The sequence below is a fragment of the Methylomonas sp. LWB genome (assembly GCF_001856095.1).
GTDB lineage: Bacteria > Pseudomonadota > Gammaproteobacteria > Methylococcales > Methylomonadaceae > Methylomonas > Methylomonas koyamae_A.
Genome location: NZ_MKMC01000008.1, coordinates 90,731 through 106,257, shown reverse-complemented (window position 1 = coordinate 106,257; position 15,527 = coordinate 90,731). Strand labels below are relative to the sequence as shown.

Here is a 15,527-nt window from a genome sequence, read left to right as displayed (position 1 = left end):
CACCTTTCAATGGGGTTTTAATTAGTCGGAAGCGTCATTACAGGCTATCCAAGAAATTTCCCAGGCCGGTCAGACTGATATTTTCGGCGTGCGCATCGCTATCGAAATTACCAATAAAGCGCTCGACATTGCTGATGTCCAAGGTCGTGCCATCGGCCAGAACCACGGTAGCGGTATTGGCCGCGGTGTCGACCGAGCCGCTGGTGATGTGTACGCCGAACAAATCGAGTACGTCTCTACCGGCGCCGCCGTCGATGGTAATCGTGGTCGAGTCGTCGTTGATTTCGCTGGATTGGACGACGATTTTATCGTTGCCGGTACCTGCGTCGACGATATCGCTGCCGTCTCCGACCGTGATCGTGTCTTTGCCGGCGCCGCCAAAGATCGTATCGTTGCCGGTGCCGCTGGTGATGCTGTCGTTGCCGTCGCCGCCGATCAATACGTCGTTGCCGCCGCCGCCGGTAATTTTGTCGTTGCCGCTGCCGCCATCCAGATAATCGTTGCCGGAGCTGCCGAGTATGCTGTCTTTACCGGTGCCCGCGACGACGGTGTCGTCGCCAAGGCCCGTGACGATGGTATCGTTGCCGGTGCCGGCGGTGATACTGTCGTTTCCGGCGCCGCAGAGGATGCTGTCGTTACCGGTGCCGCTATCGACGGTATCGTCGCCGTCGCCGGCGTCGATGATGTCCTTGCCTTTGCCGCTGACGACGCTGTCCTCGCCGGCGCCGCCTTTAACGGTGTCGTTGCCGGTGCCGCCAATGACGGAGTCGTTACCGTCGCCGCCTTGAACGTTTTGAGCAATGCGGCCGGAATACGTCAGGAAGTCGTCGCCCGCGCCGAATATCACCGAGCCTCTGAACAGGCTGGACAGGTCAAGGGTGACGTTGGTTTGGGTCGAGAAAACCAGCGCGTTGATGTCTCGAATCACCGAGCGGCTCAAGCCGTCCAAGCTGAAGTCGCCGCCGCCTTGAATCCAGACCACGTCCGAGCCGGATGGAATTTGGTCTACCAGACTGGTTTCCGGATCGACAATGACACTCAAGGTGTCGCCACGCTCTCTGTCCAGCGCGGATAAAAACGCTCCGTCGACAAGACCGGAATCTTGCAATTCGGTCAATGCACTGGTGCTCTGGTCGTTATCGTAATTTGAAGACATTCGTTAGCCCCTTATATTTTCTTAATAATTAGGCTGTCGCATGGAGTGCGTTAAAGCGTTGTCACCGTTAACGGCCTGTATGAGCCGTGGTTCCGAGAGTGCGCCGTGTAACATTCCTAGCGAAACAACTGTGCAGGGAGTATAGATTCGCTTTTTTTTTTTGCAAGGCGACGCCCAATTTTTTTAACGGCCATCGCAAATTTGGTGTCGTATATGGCTAGACGAATTTGGATTGGCGTTAGCGGTAAAGCCGATCTCAGGGTGGGGCGGAGTCGTTCGATCAGTGTTGGAAGCGGTGGTTTTGATAGAGCCCGCGGTTTGGGAGTGGAGATTAGTTGCCCGCCCACTTGGCCGCGATTAGGTGATTGGCGCGTCGCACGACGCCGGCGTGTCGATGATTTCTTCGATCAAGGCGCTCCGCGATACGGCACGGCGAAATGGTTTATCATGGCTACTCACCGAAAATTTCAGAGGCCCCAATGCGCCAGTTATTTCGCTTGATCCTTTTTTTGTCTGCGTCCGGACTCGTTCTGGCCGAACCAGCGCCGGAAGAATTGGCGCCAGTACCGGAGCCACCCGATTTGCCGATGCCGATTCAGTCGGGTGAGGAAATGGCACCGGATATTACGATCACCCGCAAGGGCCGGGACATCATTCACGAGTATCGCCGTAACGGCAAATTGGTCATGGTTAAGGTGCAACCCGATGTCGGGCCGTCCTACTACATGCTGGATACCAACGGCGACGGGGAAATGGACGTGAAGAAAAACGATTTGGATAAGAACACCAATGTCAACCAGTGGATCTTATTCGAATGGGATTGACGTCCGGGGTGGTCGATGGCGAGTAGGGCGGCCGCCATCGACAATCGCTGAACGCGGTGTTATTCGCTCACTTTTAGCAGCCAGCCGCCTTCCGCATCGCATTTGCCGGCCTTGGCCTTGGCGGTGACCGAAATACGGACCGCCGCATTTTTCAGATCTACGGGAAGATGACCTTTTATCCAATAGAAGGTGTCTTTGTCCTCGATTTCGACGTCGACCGGTTGTTGCCGAATGCTGACATGGATGTGGCCCGGGCCGTTGCTGCCCGATACCGCGAACGAGAATTCCGCGCCAGGCGCGACCGTTGCCAAATGTTCGGGGTGGTAACGAGTGATTTTTGCCTTGATGCAGTTGTCTCCGCCGCCGCCGGCCGAGCCGCCACCGTGCCCGCCGTGGCTTTCAGTGGATTGCGACCAAGCCTGCTGAGCGATGCCGGTCAGCATTAGAATGGTGAGTAGCTTAGGGATGCGCATGGGTGTTTCCTCATGTTCTTATTGTCAAAGTGTCCAGATTATAAGTCCGAAGCCCGGAAGATTGAAATTCGGGCCTATAGCGCCGGTGGGCTTGGCATTGAAGTCCCGGGTGCTTTTGATTACATTGGGCGCGAGTCGGTTGATTTGCGAATTTATAACAATAGTAAGGGGAGGGGGTATGTTGTTTTTGGCGAAGTTGTGCGGCATTTTGACGTTGATTTGGTTTTACATGACCGCGAAAAATCACGGCGGTCCTTTGTTGAACTGGCCGGTTATCGGTTTGATCGGTTATTGGCTGACGTGGTGGCTATCCAAAATGCTGATTGTCGTGCCTTTGGCCGGCATGGTGCCTAAGCATTCGGTGGTCGAATTCCTGCTCACCCAATTGCCGGTACTGTGTTCGTTGGCAGTCTGCTATTTGATTCGCGGCAAGCTGATCGCCAGTTTGTCCGCGGTCGATAAATAACTGTTTCGGTGCCGAAAACCGTCTTAATCACCGGCGCGGCCCGCCGCATCGGTGCTGCTTGCGCCAGTTCCTTGCACGAAGTTGGTTGGAATGTCGTGCTGCATTATCATCGGTCGGAAGTCGCCGCGTTGGATCTCGCCGGGGCGTTTAACGAAGTTCGACCCGATTCGGCCTTCACCGTAAAGGCCGATTTGGCGGAGGCGGATCAGCGCGGCAAACTGATCGAGTTTGTCGCCGATTTGGGCGGTGTCGATGCGTTGGTGAACAATGCTTCGGCGTTTTTACCGACGCCGTTCGGAAGGGTCGCGGAAAGCGATTGGGACGATTTGATGGCGGCTAACCTGAAAGCGCCGTATTTTTTGTGCCAGTCGCTGGCGGCGGGTTTGAGGCGCCGGCGCGGCAGCATCGTCAATATTGCCGATATACATGCCGAAACGGGTTTGCCGGGCTATTCGGTTTACAGTATCGCCAAAGCAGGTCTGGTAGCGATGACGCGCTGTCTGGCCAAGGAGTTGGCACCGGAGGTCAGGGTGAACGCGGTCGCGCCAGGGGCGATTTTGTGGCCGGAACAAGCCGGATCCGAAGCGGCCCAAGCCGAAATTCTTCAGCGGGTGGCGTTAGGTCGGCGTGGCGACCCGGACGATATTGCCGGGGCGGTCCGGTATTTGCTGACCGCGGACTACGTGACCGGTCAGGTTCTGGCCGTGGACGGCGGTCGCGGTTTGAATCGTTGAGTTTAGTATTCCGCCGGGCCTAGTTTGGTTTGGCTGGCTAGCGTCTTGTCGAAAGCGTCCCACAGTTCGCCGAAACGGCGGCCGCAGACCGGGTGGGTTTCGTTAGGCGCGATTTCCGCCAGTGGCTCCAGCACGAAGGCGTAGCGTTCGATTTCGTCTCGGGGAATTCGCAGGCGGCCGTCGCTAATTATGTCGCTGCCGTACAAAATCAAATCCAGATCCAAGGTTCGGGCCGAGAACTTTTGGCTGTCGCGGCTGCGGCCGTGATCCAGTTCGATTTGGCGGAGCAGTTTTGCCACCGCTTTAGCCGGAAGGTCGGAGTCGAAGCTGGCGACCAGATTGTAAAAGCTATCGCCGCTGAAGCCGACCGGTTCCGATTCGTAAATGCTCGAGACCGTCAGATCGCCAAACTGGGCTTGCAGCGCCCTTAAGCTGGACGGGATGTGGACTTCCTTGTCGATGTTGCTGCCGATGCTAATGTATCCGGTCGGCATGGTCTATCTCTGGCCTCGTTCTATTACGATGCCGACGTCGCGGGCTCGGCTGATCGCGCCTTTTTTGTTAAGAGTAATGCGTACCCAGGGAATGGGGAATTCGCTGCGCAGTAGTTTGGCGATTTCTTCGATCAGAGTTTCCACCAGAAAGAACTCGCTGTCTTCGACGAAGGCGACAACCCGGTCGGAAACGGTTTTATAGTCCAGGGCATGGGCGATATCGTCGCTGGCGGCGGCGGGGCGGATGTCGAAGCCCATCTCGATATCGAGCACCACTTTTTGCTTGATTTTTCGCTCCCATTCGTAAATGCCGATCAATGTATCGATCTCAAGACCGCCTAAAAAGATGATGTCCATCGTTGCTTTCCGGTTATGATATTTTCTTCAAAGCGGCCAGTATCGAGTATCCGGCCGGCCTATACAAGTATCGAAACGAGGTTGTTTGAATGATGGAATGGTTGCTGGTGCCTTTTGCTTATCTAACCGGTTCGGTGTCCAGCGCGATTATAGTTTGCAAATTGATGGGGCTGGCGGACCCGAGGGAGAACGGATCAGGCAATCCCGGTGCGACCAATGTGATGCGGATAGGCGGTAAGAAGGCCGCGGCGATTACGTTGGCCGGCGACGCCTTAAAAGGCTTGATTCCGGTGCTGATCGCCAAGGCGCTCGGCGTAGATACGATGGTGCTGTCGGCTGTGGTGTTCGCGGCGTTTCTCGGTCACTTGTATCCGGTCTTTTTCGGATTCAAGGGTGGAAAAGGGGTGGCCACGTCGCTGGGCGTGACCTTGGGTGTTGCGTGGTTATTGGGGTTGGCGGTTTCAGGTACTTGGTTGTTGGTTTATAAAATCGGTAAGATTTCGTCGTTGTCGGCGCTGGTCGCCGCCATATTGACACCATTCTACGTCTGGTTGATCGTTGGCGACGTATACTTGATCGCCACTTTCGCGCTGATTTCCGCTGTGTTGCTTTGGCGGCATCGCAGCAATATTCAGCGTTTGCTGGCGGGTCGGGAATTCTGATCGCAAGCGCTTAGATCGTTAGCAATTCTTCCATCGGCCAGCGCGGCCTGGCGAAAATCTCCAGGTCTTGGTGCTGGCCCACCAATAGGCGCTGGCAGCCCGCGTAAGCGATCATCGCGCCGTTGTCGGTGCAAAACTCCGGCCTTGGAAAATAAATGCGGCAGCCGGTTCGGTCGGTTAGCGTTTGCAATTGAGCTCGAATCGCTTGGTTCGCGCTGACGCCGCCGGCGACGACCAGAGTTTTTAGCCCGGTTTGCTGCAATGCGCGCCAGCATTTGATCTGCAAGGTGTCGGCGACCGCTTGTTGAAAGGCGTAGGCGATGTCGGCTTTATCTTGCTGGGTTTGCTCGGTAGCGGCCAACGCGTTCAGCGTGAAAGTTTTTAGGCCGCTAAAACTGAAGTCCAGTCCGGGGCGATCCGTCATCGGTCTTGGAAGCTTGAAGCGCTCCCGGCCAAAAGTCGCCAGTTCGGCCAACTTGGGTCCGCCCGGATAAGCTAGGCCCAGCATTTTAGCGGTTTTGTCGAAGGCTTCGCCGGCGGCATCGTCCAGTGACTCGCCCAGCAGCCGGTAGCGGCCTATCCCTTCCACCTCGATTAACAGTGTGTGGCCGCCGGAAATCAACAGAGCGACGAACGGAAACTCCGGCGGTTCCGCCTCCAGCATTGGCGCCAGCAGGTGGCCTTCCATGTGATGAACGGCGATTGCAGGGATTTGCCAGCTCCAGGCCAGGCCGCGGGCTGCGGCGGCACCCACCAGCAAAGCGCCCATCAGGCCGGGGCCGGCTGTATAGGCAATCCCGTTAATCGAATCCGCTGATAAATTGGCTTCTGCCAATACGCACTTGATCAGCGGTACCAGCTTGCGGATGTGATCTCTGGATGCCAGTTCCGGAACCACGCCGCCGTATTCGCGGTGCGTGGGAATCTGGCTGTGCAAAGTGTGGGCAATCAAGCCTCGATTCGAGTGATAAACGGCGACAGCTGTTTCGTCGCACGAGGTTTCTATCCCTAAGACATACATTAGTTTTTGAAGAAATGGAAATTGTCGGTATAATCGAACGTTTCACATGGGTAGCATGCCCTAGGCTTCAACCAGATACTAACACAATTCGGATTATTGCTAATGCCTTCAGTAAAAGTTAAAGAGAACGAACACTTCGATATCGCGATTCGTCGCTTCAAGCGCGCTTGTGAAAAAGCCGGTGTATTGGCCGAGGTTCGTCGTCGCGAGTTCTACGAAAAACCGACCACCGAGCGTAAACGCAAAGGCGCCGCCGCTGTAAAACGTCATTTGAAAAAGCTGGCTCGCGAGCGTTATGCGCTGAAAAATCTGCGTCGCGGTCGTCCGCAAATTTAAGTCTGGCCATGGATGCTTTAAAGGAGCGTATCAAGGAAGAGATGAAAGCCGCGATGAAGGGCGGCGATAAAGCCAGGTTGGGCGTGATTCGTCTGATTATGGCCGCCATCAAGCAAGTCGAAGTCGACGAGCGGGTTGAGCTGGGCGATGATCGGGTGTTGATCGTGCTCGATAAAATGCTCAAGCAGAGGCGCGAGTCGATTCGGCAATTTCGCGATGCCGGGCGCACCGACTTGGCGGAAATAGAGGAGGCCGAAGTGCTGGTTATCCAGGATTTCTTGCCGCAGCCTTTAAGCGATGACGAAATCGATGCGTTGGTCGCCGGTGCGATAGCCGAAACCGGTGCGGCAACGATAAAGGACATGGGCGCTGTTATGAATGTGCTCAGGCCCAAAATGCAAGGACGTGCCGACATGGCTCAGGTCAGTGCGAGAATCAAGGCTCGGCTGACTGCGTAACCCTTTGCGGCGGTAATATGTCCGGCAGGATACCCCGCCAGTTTATCGACGATTTGTTGGTCAGGGTCGATATTGTCGACCTGATAGACTCCCATGTTCCCCTCAAGAAAACGGGCTCGAATTTTGTGGCCCGTTGTCCGTTTCACACAGAGAAGACTCCCAGTTTTTCAGTTAACCGCAATCGGCAGATTTATCACTGCTTCGGTTGTGGTGCCAGCGGCAACGCCATTAGTTTTTTGATGGATTTCAGTCATCTCGGTTTTGTCGAGGCAGTCGAGGATTTGGCGGCATTTGCCGGTGTCGAGGTGCCGAGGGAGTTTCAGTCGTCCGATGCGACGCAGTCTCGCAATCTTACTTCCGTTTACGAGGTGCTGGAAAAAGTCGCCGGGTTTTACGTCGAGCAGTTGTGCAAGAGTCCGGAGGCGGGTCGGGCTGTCGAGTACCTGCGTGCTCGCGGGGTTGGTGACGATGTGGCCAGGAAATTCATGCTCGGTTATGCGCCGGATCGCTGGGATGCGTTGGTCGGGCGACTCCCTCGCGAAGCCTTGATCGAAGCCGGTATGTTGGTCGTTAAGGACGATGGCAAGGCTTATGATCGTTTCCGGGGGCGGTTGATGTTTCCTATTCGCGACAAGCGTAAGCGCGTGATCGGATTCGGCGGACGAGTTTTGGATGACAGTCTGCCTAAATATTTGAATTCGCCGGAAACGTCGGTGTTCTCAAAGGGCAGAGAGTTGTATGGGCTCTGCGAACTGTTAAGCGAGAACGGCAAACCCGAGCGGATTCTTGTGGTCGAGGGCTACATGGATGTGATCGCGCTCACTCAATTCGGTGTGGTGAATTCCGTGGCCGCGTTGGGTACGGCGCTATCCAAGGCGCATGTCGATTTATTATTTCGATATACCTCCGAATTGGTCTTTTGTTTCGACGGCGACAATGCTGGCCGTCAGGCGGCTTGGAAGGGGGTTGAGGCGGCCTTACCGTGCTTGCGGGACGGAAGGCAGATTAAAATTATGTTATTGCCTCAAGGACATGATCCCGATTCGTTGATCAGGGCTGAAAATTTATCCAAATTCATGGAACGAATTGCAACGGCGCGAGTCCTTTCCGACTACTTGTTCGAGAATGTCACCGATGGGCTCGATTTGGCGACCGTCGAAGGTCGTTCGGGGTTGGCGAGCAAGGCGAAGCCTTTGATCGACAAGGTGCAGCCGGGATTTTTCAAAGACATGATGTTGGCTCGGTTGTACCAGTTGTCCGCGGTGGAGCTTGTTGAAAACGCGGCTACACTTAAAACGACGATGCCCAATCCCGTAAGGCGGGGTGGTGGCAAGCAAATGAGCTTGGCGCGCAAGGTGATTGCTTTATTGTTGCAATATCCAAATGTTGCCAAAGCTGCTGAGATTCCGGGTGAATCGTTGAATGGGTTGGATTTTCCTGGTGCCGAGTTGCTGCGTGATTTGTTGGCGACGATTGCGCTTGAAAAACCCGGAAGCAGCGCCATTTTAATTGAACGGTACCGGAATACTGATCAGGAAAAAGTCGTCGGTGCCCTCGGGGTTGTCGATTTAGGTTTGCCGGAGGGCGGTGAAGTTGCCGAGTTCGAGGGGGCGCTGCATCAGCTTGTGAAACAAGGACGGACTCTGTTGTTGAATCGGCTGATCGAAAAGGAGACCAAAGAGGGCTTGAGTGACGCGGAGAGAGAGCAGCTGCGCGGTTTGTTGCGGGAAGGTTGATTCTCTCTCTGGAAGCCTAATCGTATGATGCGCTGTAGCGCTTAAAAACGGATCGGGGAGTGGTTTTATAGGGGGTGACCGTGGCAGGCTTTCGAGATATAATTACCGGTTCTGCGGCGCTTGGTGCTGAAAACGTATTGTGAGTGAAGAATGAATCAAGAACAACAGCAATCTCAACTTAAACAGCTGATAGCGAAAGGCAAGGCGCAAGGTTATTTGACCTATGCGGAGGTCAATGACCACCTGCCGAGCGATATCATCGATCCCGAGCAGATCGACGATATTATCGGCATGATCAACGACATGGGCATTCAAGTTTATGAGGTTGCGCCAGACGATGATGATTCGTTGATTGCCTCGGACGCGGTTGTCACCGCGGACGACGACGAGGAAGTGGCCGAGGTTGCGGCATTGGCGTCGGTGGATAGTGAATTTGGTAGAACCACTGATCCGGTACGCCTGTACATGCGCGAAATGGGGTCTGTTGAGCTCTTAACCCGCGAAGAAGAATTAAAAATCGCCAAGCGAATAGAAGAGGGTCAGCGGCAAGTTGTAGGGGCTATCTCCCGCTCCGGCTTTATCGTTGAATCGTTTATCGAGACGTTCGATTCGGTCAAGGACGAAGAGTCTGGTGTGCGATTGGGTGATTTAGTAACCGGTTTCGTTGATTTGTCGGAAATAGAGGCGGAGATCGAAGTCGAGGCTGTCGATATTGACGCGCCGACGGAGGAAGCGGAAGAGGAATCTAAGGTCGTCGATTACGATGAAGTCAAGGAAAAAGTCGATCAGCTCAGAAAAGCGCTTAAAGCAGTAACCGCTTCGATTAAGAAGCATGGTTACGGGCATGACAAAACCGAGAAACTGTTCGACGCATTGGACGAGATTTTTAGCGAGTTCAAATGGACTCCGCAATATTTGAAAAGAATGGTTTCTATTTCCGAAGAGCTGATCGCTCAAATTCGGGAGGAAGAGAAAGCGGTGCTGGAAGTCTTCGTTAAAAAGGCGAAGGTGCCACGCAAAGACTTTATCAATGCATTTGCTGAAAATGAAGCCAATATCGCTTGGTTAGATCATTATGTCCAGCAACATCCTGCCTATGCCGGGGTTTTAAACGAGCATCGCGAGTATGTTGTCGCCGTGCAACAAAAACTGGCCGATATCGAGGCTCGGTATGGCTTGAGCATCTCGGTGTTGAAAAATATTTGTCGGAATATCTCGCTCGGCGAGGCTAAAGCTCGGCGCGCCAAAAAGGAAATGATCGAAGCGAACTTGCGGTTGGTGATTTCGATAGCTAAAAAATATACCAATCGTGGCTTGCAATTTCTTGATTTGATTCAAGAAGGCAATATTGGTCTGATGAAGGCCGTCGACAAATTCGAATATCGCCGCGGGTATAAGTTTTCAACGTATGCGACTTGGTGGATACGCCAAGCGATTACTCGTTCTATCGCCGATCAGGCCAGAACGATTCGAATTCCGGTGCATATGATCGAGACCATCAATAAGCTGAATCGGGTTTCGAGACAAATCCTGCAAGAGCTTGGCAGGGAGGCTACTCCGGAGGAGTTGGCGGAGCGGATGGAGATGCCGGAAGATAAAATTCGCAAGGTTCTGAAAATAGCCAAGGAGCCGATTTCGATGGAAACTCCGATCGGCGACGACGAGGATTCGCATTTGGGGGATTTTATCGAGGATTCGAAGATGTTATCACCGATAGAATCTGCTACAATCGCGGGTCTTCGCGAGTCCACTCAAAACGTATTGGCTGGATTGACGGCAAGGGAAGCGAAAGTGTTGCGTATGCGCTTCGGTATCAACATGAATACTGACCATACATTGGAAGAAGTCGGGAAGCAATTCGACGTTACCCGCGAACGAATCCGGCAGATCGAAGCTAAAGCGCTGAGAAAACTGCGTCACCCATCCCGTTCGGAGCAGCTTCGCTGTTTCCTAGATGAATAATACCGGGGCCCTTAGCTCAGTTGGTCAGAGCTTCCGACTCATAATCGGCAGGTCGTAGGTTCAAGTCCTACAGGGCCCACCATTGATACTCTAGGCCGTACTCGCGGCCTTTTCTATGTTCGCCACGTTAATTGCGAGGTCCATCACCGTGAACAAAAGCTATCTCTTTACCTCTGAGTCGGTATCGGAAGGTCATCCCGACAAAGTCGCCGACCAAATATCCGATGCCATTGTCGACGCGATTCTAGCCCAGGATCCTAGGGCACGGGTGGCCTGCGAAACACTCGTTAAGACCGGAATGGTTGTGTTGGCCGGCGAAGTGACTACCAGTGCTTGGGTCGACACCGAAGAGTTGGTCAGAAAGGTGGTTTGCGAAATCGGTTACGACCACGGCGATATCGGTTTCGACGGCAACAGTTGCGCGGTATTGAATGCCATTGGCAAGCAGTCCGCCGATATTGCCATGGGCGTCGACGAATCCGAAGATCATGAACAAGGTGCCGGCGACCAAGGTTTAATGTTTGGTTATGCCAGTAACGAAACCGATGTGCTGATGCCCGCGCCAATTACTTATGCGCACCGGTTGGTGGAACGCCAAGCGCAAGTTCGCAAAAACAAGACCTTGCCTTGGCTGCGTCCGGACGCGAAAAGCCAGGTCACATTCCGCTACGAAAACAATAAGCCGGTGGCGATTGATGCCGTAGTGCTGTCGACTCAGCATTCGCCGGAGGTCGGTGGGAAATTGTTGGAAGAAGCGGTGATGGATGAAATCATCCTGCCAACCTTGCCGAAAGAATGGCTGCATAAAGACACCAAATACTTCATTAACCCGACAGGTCAATTCGTCATCGGCGGCCCGGTCGGCGACTGTGGTTTGACCGGCCGGAAAATTATCGTCGATACCTATGGCGGTATGGCTCGTCACGGTGGCGGCGCGTTTTCCGGAAAGGACCCGTCGAAAGTCGACCGATCCGCGGCCTATATGGCGCGTTACGTCGCAAAAAACATCGTCGCGGCCGGTCTTGCCGAGCGTTGCGAGATTCAGGTTTCTTATGCGATCGGCGTTGCCGAACCGACCTCGATTACCGTTGAAACCTTCGGTACGGGCAAAATCGAAGAAGAGCGCTTGGTCAAAATCGTTCGCGAACACTTTGACTTGCGCCCGAAAGGTTTGATTGCCCAATTAGGCTTGTTGAAACCGATCTATCGCCCCACTGCGTCTTACGGCCATTTTGGTCGCAATGAAGCCAGCTTCAGTTGGGAAAAAACCGATAAGGCCGAAGCATTGAAAGATGCGGCCGGCGTTTAATCAAGGAGATTAACATGACGCAAAATGATTACAAAGTCGCCGATATGGCCCTGGCGGATTGGGGCCGTAAGGAAATCAAAATCGCCGAAACCGAAATGCCGGGTTTGATGGCTTTGCGCGCCGAATACGGAGCCTCGCAACCTCTGAAAGGCGCGCGTATCGCCGGCTGTTTGCATATGACTATCCAGACGGCGGTGCTGATCGAAACCTTGACCGCGCTGGGTGCGGAAATTCGCTGGTCATCGTGCAACATCTTTTCGACCCAGGATCACGCCGCCGCCGCGATTGCTGCCGCAGGCATTCCGGTGTTTGCTTGGAAGGGTGAGACCGAAGCCGAAGCCGAATGGTGTATCGAACAAACCATTCTCGGACCGAACGGCTGGCGGCCGAACATGATATTGGACGACGGCGGTGACCTCACCAATATGATGCACGACAAGTTTCCGGAGCTGATGGCCGATGTTAAAGGTTTGTCGGAAGAAACCACGACCGGTGTTTTACGGTTGACCGAACGCGTCGCCAAGGGGTCTTTAAAAGTTCCGGCTTTCAACGTCAACGATTCGGTGACCAAATCCAAATTCGATAATCTGTATGGTTGCCGCGAATCGCTGGTGGATGGCATCAAGCGTGCGACCGACGTGATGGTGGCCGGTAAAATCGCCGTGGTTTGCGGTTACGGTGATGTCGGTAAAGGTTGTGCGCAGTCGTTGCGCGGCTTGGGTGCCACTGTCTTGATTACCGAAATCGACCCGATTTGCGCGTTGCAAGCGGCGATGGAGGGTTACCGGGTTGTGACGATGGATGAGGCTGCCTCGCTGGCGAATATTTTTGTCACCGCGACCGGCAACGTTCACGTGATTACTCACGATCACATGAAGGCGATGCGTGATCAGGCCATCGTCTGCAATATCGGTCACTTCGATTCCGAGATCGATATTGCCTCGTTGCGCCAATATCCCTGGGAAAACATCAAGCCGCAAGTCGATCACGTCATCTTCCCGGACGGTAAGCGGATTATCGTGTTAGCGGAAGGCCGGCTGGTGAACTTGGGTTGCGCAACCGGCCACCCCAGTTTCGTGATGTCCAATTCGTTCTGCAACCAGGTTTTGGCGCAAATCGAGCTCTGGAACAACGCTTCGGCCTATGAAAACAAAGTCTATGTGCTGCCTAAAAAGTTGGACGAGAAGGTCGCCAGCCTGCATTTGGCGCAAATCGGCGTGAAATTGACCAAGTTGACCGCGGAGCAGGCAGCTTATATTAACGTCACGGTGGATGGACCCTACAAGCAGGACCATTACCGTTATTAATAGCGGGATAGTAATAAAAAAGGGGGCGTAGGCCCCCTTTTTTGTGGTCTGATTATTCGGTAGATTCCCGGCGGCGTAGCTCAAAACCGAATTTCGGCTTTTAAGCGAAATTCTCGGCCATTCATTTTCAACACGTTCGCGCGTTGATCGGGGCCGAGCATTTCGTAATGGGAGTCGAATACATTGTATACGCCGAAGGAAATATCCGTTTTTGGGATCAACTTATCCGAGCTCAGATTTAGATTGATCAATTCATAAGCACGGGCACTGGTTCCCCAGTAAGTTTTACGTTGATCGACGAATATGCTTTCAATCCCCAGTCGCAATCGATCATCGAAGAGAGGCTCGGCGAAATGCAGTTTGAGCAGATTTTGGGGCGAATCGTTGCTCCAGGTTTCGTCGGCGTTGTGGTCCTCTAACCAGCTATAGGTGTAGGAGGCTTTAAACAAACGGCCGTTCCGCCAACGCTTTTCGGATTCGAATTCGGCGCCATACGCATGATACTTGCCAACATTCATAACGGAGTAATTTCCGTCAATATCGCCAGTTGGAGCAGCCTGTAGCAGGTTGGAGATGTCGTTGAAAAAAAGCGAGCCCAACAGGCGAAGATTGTCATTGGAATGCCATTCAACAGTTGCTTCGTAACTCTTGATTTGTTCTTCGTGCATCTTGGGATTCGGGATGATGCCAAAGGCATTGTAGTCGCGCTCCCAGGCGTTGGGAGCTCGAAATGTCGAGCTATACAAGAGTTTGGCCGAGAGGTTGTCGCTTGCGGTCCAAATCAGACCGAGCCGGGGATTGAGCTGCAAGTTTTTCAACATGTGATGATAGTCCAAGCGTAGGCCGGCGCTGAATATCCAATTCGTATCCAGCTTTATGTCATCTTGAACGAACAGCTCCAGCCGATGACCGTTACGATGGCCGGCTACATAGCTGAAATAAGGATCTTTGTCGTAGTTGATTAGTCGTTGGCGTTGGTCGTACTGATATTCCAGACCGGCAATCAGTTTGTGTATATCAAATGCAGTCGTTGTCAACTGTATTTCGCCGCCAAACCAACGACCGCTGGCTTCGTCGTAATTGATGACGCGGGCGTTTTCCGTTCCGGTAGGTTGATCCGCGTAGTAGTCGTAGCCCTGGAAAAAACCTTTCGCGGAAACAGAACTATTGGTATCGAGCGCTTTTAGATACTTAAGATTCGTGAAGAATTGCTTGTCGTTAGTGAAGTACTGGGGATCGTTGAAAATGGCGTCGTAAGAGGCGGTCGGCACTTGCTTGCCGCGGCTCACATAGCCGCCGCTCAAGGTCCAATTTTGGTAGGCGATTTTGCCGAATAGCCGGTCGGCTTTTTCGGTGTCGAGGTTTTGGGCGATGCCGTTATTCGTTTCTGGCGTATCGTATCCCGGAAAATACAGATTATCGACTCCGGCGCGATCATAATGCGAAGCGGAAAATACTAAATCCGCACCGTTCTCCAAGGTTTTGCCGTAGCTAATTCTGCCCTTGTAAGTGTCGAAACTTTCTATTTGGCCGGATGCTAGCGCACCGTCTATCCCTTTGCCTGTCTTGGTAATGACATTGATCATGCCTAGAAAGGCGTTTGCGCCATAGATAGACGAACCGGAGCCCGGCACGTATTCGATGCGGTCGATCAGCTCCATGTCGAGCATGAATTCCTGGGCGATGTAACCGCCATCGTAGACATTTTCGTTCATGCGTTGGCCGTCGATCATCAACAAGACCCTGGAATTATAATCTCCGCTTCGGGCAAATCCGCGAACTCCTAGATAGGTGTAATTGCGGTCGTTGCTGAGAAAGATGCCGCGTAAGCTATTTAAGGCGTCGGCTAAGGTTCTCCACCCGAACGTCCGGATATCTTCTCCGGTGAGTATCGAAATGGACGTTGGGGCATGGGCGACGGATGAGCCAAGTCTGGATGCCTTGATAACGTGAACATTCAGCAATTGTTCTACTGACAGATCGGTTAGATCCACCGATCCAGGATCGGGAGCCGCCGCGGCGAGGCTCGGCAGGATCAGTATTATTCCCGCCAAAGTTCTAAGCATGTGAGCGTCCGCAGCAAAAGGCGAAAACAAACGCGTCGTCGGTCGTAGCAGAATGCGCGGCTGACCGATACTTGTGTAAAATTCCCACTTTCAGGCGATCTATCATGTTTTGTTAAGATGGGCTCGAATGTTCGTCTTGCAGCTGGAGTCTGATGGAATTTTAGTG

16 protein-coding genes and 1 tRNA gene are annotated in these 15,527 nt (G+C 53.4%); 11 read left to right on the top strand and 6 right to left on the bottom strand.

What is annotated here, in order from left to right:
- Positions 1-37: 37 nt before the first annotated feature.
- Positions 38-1,156, bottom strand: coding sequence for a calcium-binding protein (locus tag BJL95_RS04475; protein WP_071155815.1), 1,119 nt, complete (start codon positions 1,154-1,156; stop codon positions 38-40).
- 479 nt (positions 1,157-1,635) lie between these two features.
- On the opposite strand from BJL95_RS04475, the gene BJL95_RS04470 reads away from it, so the two are divergent.
- Positions 1,636-1,980, top strand: coding sequence for a DUF2782 domain-containing protein (locus BJL95_RS04470; RefSeq protein ID WP_071155813.1), 345 nt, complete (start codon positions 1,636-1,638; stop codon positions 1,978-1,980).
- 59 nt (positions 1,981-2,039) lie between these two features.
- On the opposite strand, the gene BJL95_RS04465 is transcribed toward BJL95_RS04470, so the two are convergent.
- Positions 2,040-2,453 carry a hypothetical protein gene (locus tag BJL95_RS04465; RefSeq protein WP_071155811.1) on the bottom strand — a complete coding sequence of 138 codons (414 nt, stop codon included), beginning with the start codon at positions 2,451-2,453 and terminating at the stop codon, positions 2,040-2,042.
- Between the two features lie 178 nt (positions 2,454-2,631).
- On the opposite strand from BJL95_RS04465, the gene BJL95_RS04460 reads away from it, so the two are divergent.
- Together BJL95_RS04460 and BJL95_RS04455 are read left to right on the top strand one after the other, a co-directional pair.
- Complete coding sequence (locus BJL95_RS04460) at positions 2,632-2,919, top strand: hypothetical protein (protein WP_064031717.1); 288 nt, start codon at positions 2,632-2,634, stop codon at positions 2,917-2,919.
- 8 nt (positions 2,920-2,927) lie between these two features.
- Positions 2,928-3,653, top strand: a complete 726-nt coding sequence (locus BJL95_RS04455) for a pteridine reductase (RefSeq protein WP_071155809.1) — start codon at positions 2,928-2,930, stop codon at positions 3,651-3,653.
- Between the two features lie 2 nt (positions 3,654-3,655).
- Here the strand turns inward: BJL95_RS04455 and folK are convergent, their stop codons facing one another.
- Positions 3,656-4,147, bottom strand: coding sequence for a 2-amino-4-hydroxy-6-hydroxymethyldihydropteridine diphosphokinase (folK, locus tag BJL95_RS04450; RefSeq protein ID WP_064031715.1), 492 nt, complete (start codon positions 4,145-4,147; stop codon positions 3,656-3,658).
- Between the two features lie 3 nt (positions 4,148-4,150).
- A complete protein-coding gene (gene folB, locus BJL95_RS04445; protein ID WP_064031714.1) occupies positions 4,151-4,504 on the bottom strand; it encodes a dihydroneopterin aldolase in 354 nt (117 codons plus the stop codon).
- An 89-nt stretch (positions 4,505-4,593) separates the two neighbouring features.
- On the opposite strand from folB, the gene plsY reads away from it, so the two are divergent.
- A complete protein-coding gene (gene plsY / locus BJL95_RS04440) occupies positions 4,594-5,166 on the top strand; it encodes a glycerol-3-phosphate 1-O-acyltransferase PlsY (RefSeq protein WP_071155806.1) in 573 nt (190 codons plus the stop codon).
- Between the two features lie 10 nt (positions 5,167-5,176).
- On the opposite strand, the gene tsaD is transcribed toward plsY, so the two are convergent.
- Positions 5,177-6,187: a tRNA (adenosine(37)-N6)-threonylcarbamoyltransferase complex transferase subunit TsaD gene (gene tsaD, locus BJL95_RS04435; RefSeq protein WP_071155804.1), complete on the bottom strand. Its 1,011-nt coding sequence runs from the start codon at positions 6,185-6,187 to the stop codon at positions 5,177-5,179.
- A 102-nt stretch (positions 6,188-6,289) separates the two neighbouring features.
- On the opposite strand from tsaD, the gene rpsU reads away from it, so the two are divergent.
- The 7 genes from rpsU to ahcY all read left to right on the top strand — a co-directional run bounded on the left by rpsU (position 6,290) and on the right by ahcY (position 13,295).
- On the top strand, positions 6,290-6,523 hold the full coding sequence (gene rpsU, locus BJL95_RS04430) for a 30S ribosomal protein S21 (protein ID WP_020483611.1): 234 nt from the start codon (positions 6,290-6,292) through the stop codon (positions 6,521-6,523).
- Between the two features lie 8 nt (positions 6,524-6,531).
- On the top strand, positions 6,532-6,981 hold the full coding sequence (locus BJL95_RS04425; RefSeq protein WP_071155802.1) for a GatB/YqeY domain-containing protein: 450 nt from the start codon (positions 6,532-6,534) through the stop codon (positions 6,979-6,981).
- 17 nt (positions 6,982-6,998) lie between these two features.
- On the top strand, positions 6,999-8,717 hold the full coding sequence (gene dnaG, locus BJL95_RS04420; protein ID WP_071155800.1) for a DNA primase: 1,719 nt from the start codon (positions 6,999-7,001) through the stop codon (positions 8,715-8,717).
- A 150-nt stretch (positions 8,718-8,867) separates the two neighbouring features.
- Positions 8,868-10,679 (top strand): RNA polymerase sigma factor RpoD, encoded by a 1,812-nt coding sequence (gene rpoD / locus BJL95_RS04415; RefSeq protein ID WP_071155798.1) that lies wholly within the window; start codon positions 8,868-8,870, stop codon positions 10,677-10,679.
- 5 nt (positions 10,680-10,684) lie between these two features.
- Positions 10,685-10,761, top strand: a tRNA-Ile gene (locus BJL95_RS04410).
- Between the two features lie 66 nt (positions 10,762-10,827).
- Positions 10,828-11,988 carry a methionine adenosyltransferase gene (metK, locus tag BJL95_RS04405; RefSeq protein ID WP_071155847.1) on the top strand — a complete coding sequence of 387 codons (1,161 nt, stop codon included), beginning with the start codon at positions 10,828-10,830 and terminating at the stop codon, positions 11,986-11,988.
- Positions 11,989-12,002: 14 nt separating this feature from the next.
- Positions 12,003-13,295, top strand: a complete 1,293-nt coding sequence (gene ahcY, locus BJL95_RS04400; RefSeq protein WP_064031708.1) for an adenosylhomocysteinase — start codon at positions 12,003-12,005, stop codon at positions 13,293-13,295.
- A gap of 80 nt (positions 13,296-13,375) precedes the next feature.
- Here ahcY and BJL95_RS04395 read toward each other — a convergent pair whose 3' ends face one another.
- Complete coding sequence (locus tag BJL95_RS04395; RefSeq protein WP_254786683.1) at positions 13,376-15,391, bottom strand: TonB-dependent siderophore receptor; 2,016 nt, start codon at positions 15,389-15,391, stop codon at positions 13,376-13,378.
- Between the last annotated feature and the right edge of the window lie 136 nt (positions 15,392-15,527).

Excerpts from the sequence above, each read along its gene's own strand:
- BJL95_RS04475 (WP_071155815.1), bottom strand. The coding sequence starts at position 1,156 with ATGTCTTCAAATTACGATAACGACCAGAGCACCAGTGCATTGACCGAA.
- BJL95_RS04470 (WP_071155813.1), top strand. The coding sequence starts at position 1,636 with ATGCGCCAGTTATTTCGCTTGATCCTTTTTTTGTCTGCGTCCGGACTC.
- BJL95_RS04465 (WP_071155811.1), bottom strand. The coding sequence starts at position 2,453 with ATGCGCATCCCTAAGCTACTCACCATTCTAATGCTGACCGGCATCGCT.
- BJL95_RS04460 (WP_064031717.1), top strand. The coding sequence starts at position 2,632 with ATGTTGTTTTTGGCGAAGTTGTGCGGCATTTTGACGTTGATTTGGTTT.
- folK (WP_064031715.1), bottom strand. The coding sequence starts at position 4,147 with ATGCCGACCGGATACATTAGCATCGGCAGCAACATCGACAAGGAAGTC.
- folB (WP_064031714.1), bottom strand. The coding sequence starts at position 4,504 with ATGGACATCATCTTTTTAGGCGGTCTTGAGATCGATACATTGATCGGC.
- plsY (WP_071155806.1), top strand. The coding sequence starts at position 4,594 with ATGATGGAATGGTTGCTGGTGCCTTTTGCTTATCTAACCGGTTCGGTG.
- tsaD (WP_071155804.1), bottom strand. The coding sequence starts at position 6,187 with ATGTATGTCTTAGGGATAGAAACCTCGTGCGACGAAACAGCTGTCGCC.
- rpsU (WP_020483611.1), top strand. The coding sequence starts at position 6,290 with ATGCCTTCAGTAAAAGTTAAAGAGAACGAACACTTCGATATCGCGATT.
- BJL95_RS04425 (WP_071155802.1), top strand. The coding sequence starts at position 6,532 with ATGGATGCTTTAAAGGAGCGTATCAAGGAAGAGATGAAAGCCGCGATG.
- dnaG (WP_071155800.1), top strand. The coding sequence starts at position 6,999 with ATGTCCGGCAGGATACCCCGCCAGTTTATCGACGATTTGTTGGTCAGG.
- rpoD (WP_071155798.1), top strand. The coding sequence starts at position 8,868 with ATGAATCAAGAACAACAGCAATCTCAACTTAAACAGCTGATAGCGAAA.
- ahcY (WP_064031708.1), top strand. The coding sequence starts at position 12,003 with ATGACGCAAAATGATTACAAAGTCGCCGATATGGCCCTGGCGGATTGG.